Annotated in this window: 6 protein-coding genes and 1 pseudogene; 6 read left to right on the top strand and 1 reads right to left on the bottom strand. The window is 42.5% G+C overall.

Going from position 1 to position 5,688, the window contains the following annotated elements:
* The 4 genes and pseudogenes from IQR33_RS24970 to IQR33_RS24955 all read left to right on the top strand — a co-directional run.
* A pseudogene (locus IQR33_RS24970) lies at positions 1-480 on the top strand (nicotinate phosphoribosyltransferase); the annotation flags it as partial.
* Positions 481-800: 320 nt separating this feature from the next.
* The gene (locus tag IQR33_RS24965; protein WP_017819785.1) at positions 801-1,160 is read left to right on the top strand and encodes a hypothetical protein; all 360 of its coding nucleotides are present in this window, start codon (positions 801-803) and stop codon (positions 1,158-1,160) included.
* A 214-nt stretch (positions 1,161-1,374) separates the two neighbouring features.
* A complete protein-coding gene (locus IQR33_RS24960) occupies positions 1,375-1,893 on the top strand; it encodes a glycine zipper 2TM domain-containing protein (protein ID WP_104980417.1) in 519 nt (172 codons plus the stop codon).
* 170 nt (positions 1,894-2,063) lie between these two features.
* A complete protein-coding gene (locus IQR33_RS24955; protein WP_104980419.1) occupies positions 2,064-2,843 on the top strand; it encodes a methyltransferase domain-containing protein in 780 nt (259 codons plus the stop codon).
* Positions 2,844-2,906: 63 nt separating this feature from the next.
* On the opposite strand, the gene IQR33_RS24950 is transcribed toward IQR33_RS24955, so the two are convergent.
* Positions 2,907-3,788 carry a DMT family transporter gene (locus tag IQR33_RS24950; protein ID WP_005373940.1) on the bottom strand — a complete coding sequence of 294 codons (882 nt, stop codon included), beginning with the start codon at positions 3,786-3,788 and terminating at the stop codon, positions 2,907-2,909.
* Positions 3,789-3,881: 93 nt separating this feature from the next.
* Between IQR33_RS24950 and IQR33_RS24945 the strand changes: the two genes are divergently transcribed.
* Both IQR33_RS24945 and IQR33_RS24940 read left to right on the top strand, forming a co-directional pair.
* Complete coding sequence (locus tag IQR33_RS24945) at positions 3,882-4,766, top strand: LysR family transcriptional regulator (RefSeq protein ID WP_005387224.1); 885 nt, start codon at positions 3,882-3,884, stop codon at positions 4,764-4,766.
* 180 nt (positions 4,767-4,946) lie between these two features.
* On the top strand, positions 4,947-5,561 hold the full coding sequence (locus IQR33_RS24940; RefSeq protein WP_005373936.1) for an outer membrane beta-barrel protein: 615 nt from the start codon (positions 4,947-4,949) through the stop codon (positions 5,559-5,561).
* Positions 5,562-5,688: the final 127 nt, after the last annotated feature.

Raw genomic sequence — 5,688 nt, 5'->3', positions numbered from 1 at the left:
GACTTTGATGAAGAACTAAGTAACGCGTACTTCGGTGTACGTCACGATAGTGGTTGCCCTTATAGCTGGGGTGAAAAAATGATTGCACACTACCAGTCGCTGAATATAGACCCATTAACAAAAACACTGGTGTTTACCGACGGACTTAACTTCGAACAAGCGTTAGATATTTGCGAGTATTTCCAAGGACGTATTCAGGTGAGTTTTGGTATCGGTACTTTTCTTGCCAATGATATGGGTGATTATGTCAATAAAGATGGTGACGCCTACCAGCCACTTTCTATCGTGATAAAAATGGTCACGTGCAATGGTTCACCGGTCGCCAAAATCAGTGACGAACCTGAGAAAGCCATGTGTGAAGATATCTTCTTTTTGATGAATCTCAAGCGCCGCTTTGAACAACCTCTTGATTTAAATGAGTGTCGTAAAATGATTGATCGTTTAGAAACTGAAGGTCAAAATTATCTCATCGACGTGTAGGCGTTATCCTCTCTCCTTGATAAGCACCCTCTATCGTTACGACAAATTTATATAGGTAAACGTGGAGGGTGATTTCGTTATAGTAATATACAGAAGTAACCAGATACAGCGCAGGAAAGCACTCAAAAGTTGATGTGTTATCTGCCTTTGATTGGTGTAAATCGATACGTTACAGCATTGTGGACGGTGTATCTCATCCGACACTAAACTCAGTCTAATCACGTAGTTTATTCCCACGTACCATGAGCTCACTCGGGTATAGACGTCTATCTGCTTTTATGACTTTGGGCTTCACGTAGTTGCTTGAATCAGGAGTCAAAATGAACCTAGTAGTACATTTGCAAAAGAAAGCGATCCGAAAATATGGCTATGAGATGGCCACTCGCCAAGCATGGAGGTGTGGTATCAAGGCAAATCTTGTAAAGCGCGTGATTGGCCTTTTTAAAGGACAAATTGTTTGTGTGGTTGAAGGTTGCCGAGCAGAGTTTTCTTCTCCTCTTAATAACCCCCTTCACGAAGATGACAAGCAGGGGCGATATGTGTTTGTTGGCGGTGTATGCTGGGAACCAAATAACATTATAGCGCCTGGTTTCCCTGATTTTATGTTTATGCACGTGCGTAATCTAAGCCACCGTCATAAGTATTTAACGGATGACGAACTATTTTTGAGCTTGGCTTAAAAATAAATCTCATAGACTAGTCCAGCCCAATCATAATCAGTAGTGATACAGTTTTATCTCTGTTGACATTCTGCTGAGTGTTTCTTGACGTACCTCTTATAAAACAGTGTTTCTTTACTTGTTAATAACAGAGGGTTTGTTTTCGTCTGATGTGATTTCCCTTTTGCGATTTACCATAACGCTCATCAAAGCAAACCATACTGGGATGTAAATCATGAATATGAAATCTATCGCAATTGCAACGGCAGTTGTTGCTGTACTAGCAGGCTGTAAAGACAAAACGCCACCAGCTTCAACTCAAGCAAACATTACTTTGGTTGAAGCGGTGACTGAAACGGTGAAAAAGCCGCACCAAGTATGTAAAGACGTGGTAGTAACCGAGCAAGTTGCCCCTGCGGATGACAATAAAATTATTGGTACGGTTGGTGGCGCAGCAGCTGGAGCAGCGCTGGGCAACCAAATCGGTGGTGGCTCAGGTAAAGTGATTGCAACTGCAGCTGGTACGATTGCTGGTGCACTGACAGGTCGTAAGATCCAGGAAAATGTGCAAAAAGGTGATGTAGTAACAACGACGAAAAAACAGTGTCATACAGAATATACGACATCTGATAAAGTAGTGGGTTACGACGTCACTTACGAAGTTTCAGGTGCACCAACGACGGTTCGTTTGGCGAGCAAACCAGCGACAAAAACGTTCCCAATTCAAGATGGTAACGTTGTTCTACCACAATAGTTAGCGACTTAACCGAAGCGATTAACAAGCCCTTTTATCTTTGAGATGAAAGGGCTTTTTCACATAAGCGGCGTTTTCATCTGTTTTCCCATTGGAATGTGCGGCCAGAAATACCCGTTAATTTCCGCGTTCGATACAATCACTTTTCTTAAAGTACGAACGGAAAAAACATGGAAGATTTTTACCTGACCGAGCACGGTTTGGCTGGTTATTTCGAGGCGCAATGGTTCGACAAGTTCATTGAGGAGCAACAGATTGAGATGATAACCAGTCGCTCAAAACAAGTCCCACTTTCTTTTTTGTCATCACCTCACTGCTCCCAAGTTGCTGATTTTATTGCGCAAGCGGTAATCGAAAGCAGCGTTCAGCCGTACTCCCTACTTGAGGTTGGGGCGGCGCTGGGAAGAAATTATTATGAGCTAGTGCAACGCTTACCTAACCTTAAAGAAGCGACGCTTGTGGAGCCTTCAAATAGGTTAATGGATGGCTTGAAGCAACGATTAATAGAAGAACAACGCGTCGGGCTTACTTACCTTCACGATGTGAACACCTTAAACACTTTAGAGGTAGAGAATAGAGATATCGTACAGAAATGTGCTCATGTTGATTTGACGCTAATTAACCAGCCTTTTGAGCTTGATACTCTCCAATCTCGCTTTGATTTAGTCGTATGTTTAAATGTGATTGATCAATGTGAGTCGCCACTTAGCGTGATCAATGCTCTAAAAAAAACCACCAATGTGGGTGGGCTGATCGTTGTCTCTTGCACTTATCAGTGGAACGCGAAACACATCAAAAATAAAGAAGAGGCGGTTGATGATATCAAAGAATACTTTGCTGAAGGCTGGCGTCTAGTATCGGAAGCCGAGCATGAATATCGCATCCGGTTTAATGATCGCTTTGCAAGGCAGTTTTTATCTCACGTAGTCGCTTACGTAAAAACCGATTAGAGCCACATAAAAAAACCGAGCGCTTACGGCTCGGTTTTTTAGTCTTTGGGTTAGAGCACAACTTTAAGTAACGTGCGCTTCTTGTTGCTCTTGCAACTTTTTCTTGCGACGCTCTCGTTTAGAAAGCCAAACCAGAGGCACAACAATCATAATGGTTCCTATTGCCATAAATATGTCTGGCACTTCTCCAAACCAAATCAATCCCACAAACACGGCACCAATTAAGCCACTGTATTCAGCGCTGGCAATTTTGTTGCTATCGATCGAGCGGTAAGCGATGACACATGTTGCTGCATAAATCATGATGAACAAACTTGAGCCAGCAGCAACAGGGAAAGCACTCCAGTCCCAAGGTTCTGCTTCGATCAGAACAAGCAAGAAGGCTACTGGAATACCTGCCAAGTTTGTCATCAATAACGTTTGCATCACAGACTGATTTTTTGGCAGTTTTCGAATGAGCAAGTTATTGATTGCTAAAGTAATTGCAACAACTAAAGCTGAAATGGCTGCCCAATCGATTTGGTCTGGACGAATGATGACCAATACACCGGCAAAGCCCATTATCGCTGCGGCGACCGATTGCTTAGACAACTGTTCTCCAAAAAAGATTGCTGCAAGCGGCAACATGATTAATGGCGCGGCGTAAAAGATCGCGTTCGCAGTTGCGAGCGGTAAAGATGAGATCGCCAAAACCATGAATATTGCACCAAGTAACCATACGTGAGCGCGAACAGCATGCCACTTAAACCCTTCAAGAAAAGGCGCATTTTTTGTTAGCAAGTAGACTGGCAGCAGGAAAAGCACCGCTGAAATTTGTCGGAAAAAGACAAATTGAAAAATAGGCACTTCATTTCCGACACTTTTAATTAAAGAGTCCGAAAGCACCGCAATGAGATTTCCAACAATTAATAGCAGCATCGCTGCTCCGACCGATGTAACTTTCACTTTTTCCTCTCCTCTGTCTTTGCCAAAGAGTAGGTGATGTCATAGGATGAAGTGAAGTGATATTTATTAGTTTAAGTATGAGATTTTTAGATAATGAAATTGCCACCACTCAGAGCTGTTCACTGTTTTGAATCTGTTGCCAGAAACTCTAGCTTTTCGCTTGCTGCTGAAGAACTCAATGTGACGCAAAGTGCCGTTAGCCACCAGATACGATTATTAGAAGATTACTTGGGTGAATCATTATTTATCCGCCAAGGCAGAAAGCTCTCTTTGTCCGATACGGGCACCCGCTATTTAGAGGATATTAGCCCAGCAATTAGCTCAATTGCGATGGCCAGCCAAAAGGTGCGAGAAGGGGACAAAGGCAGCATACGGTTGGCGATTTATAGCTCGCTCGCCGTAAAGTGGCTTATTCCGCGTTTGTCTGATTTTAAGCGCCTACATCCAGAAATCGATCTGACACTCAATATGGTCGTTGGTGATCCTGAACAGACAGACAGCGTTGGCGATTGTTTTATCACGGTAGAGAAGCCAAAGCGAAACTACATGTCGGTAAAGTTATACGCGGAGACGTTGTATCCGGTCTGCAGCCATAAAATTTGGAAAGAGTTGCAAGATCAACCTATTCCAGAAGCGCTTTGGCGATACCCTATTTTGTCGACAGACTCAATTTATCGAGAGAGAGGAAAAGATTGGGCAGAGTGGTGCAGAGCGGGCGGTTACACCTTGCCGAAAGATGTCGATGTTCAACATTTTAGTCATATGTTGTTGGCAATAGAGGCGGCGCGTTATGACCAAGGCATCGCATTTGCGAATGATTTTATGCTCAATGAAAGAGATAAAGCACATGATTTGGTGTACATCCCTTCTCATGGATTGGAAACCGGCGACAGCTTTTATTTTATTCATAAAAAGAGTCGAGCCAAACAAGCGGAAATCATCAAACTCACTAACTGGTTGAAGCAGCAATGCTTGTGAAATGACTAAATTGTCAAAATTAAGAAAGAAAGTGGCAAAGTTGTGTCTAAATATTTCATGTTTTATTGAGTTTTTATTCATTAACATCCACTTGGTTTTGAAACCAAGTGAAATGGATAGCATGGCATGCTTAAGGATGGGCAAAACACAACCTCAATAATTAACAGGCAGTGAAATACAATGTTTAAAAAAACATGGCTAATGACAGCCCTTCTAGCAACATGTTCTGTTGCAAACGCAGCTCCTTACGTTGGTGCATCTGTAGGTCAAGCATCGTTTGGTGATGTTAATGGCTCTATCAATGGTGGTGGTACTAACGCTAGCACTAAACTTAAACTTGAAGATGACTCAAGCCTTTCAGGCAAAGTATTCGGTGGTTACAAATTCAACGAATACATTTCTCTAGAAGCAGCCATTGGTGGTTACGATGCTTTAGACGGCAAAGTTGTTACTGTTGGTGATATGAAGTATCTATCGATTCAGCCAAAAGCGACTCTACCGATTGGCGATCGTTTCAACCTTTTTGCTAAAGCTGGTCTTTCTTACTTCAATGCTGAATTCAAAATTAGCAACTCTGTGATTGACGGTAGCGCAGGCCATACCACCATTTCTGACAGCACTGTAACAGGCATGTACGGTTTAGGCGCAGAGTTCGCTATTACTGAAAACTTTGCTCTACAAGTTGAATGGGAATACATGATGCCTGAGCTAGACATTGCGAAATTTGGCAATGAAAAAGTAACGGTTGATGCAGACATCAATGTGTTCTCTGTAGGTATGAGCTACCGTTTCTAAGAATACTTATTCAAGTTACCTCTTGGCTTAGTAAACGTTTTTGACTTCTGTTGGTCGAGCTGAGTCCAAGCTTTGAATTTGTTTAGATATAGCACAGGAAGTTTAGTTGCTAAGCGTCCTGTGCTAT

It is taken from the genome of Vibrio sp. OPT46 (assembly GCF_015163535.1).
Lineage (GTDB): Bacteria > Pseudomonadota > Gammaproteobacteria > Enterobacterales > Vibrionaceae > Vibrio > Vibrio alginolyticus.
Note: the sequence above shows the minus strand (reverse complement) of the source record. Positions and strands in the feature narration are given on the sequence as shown.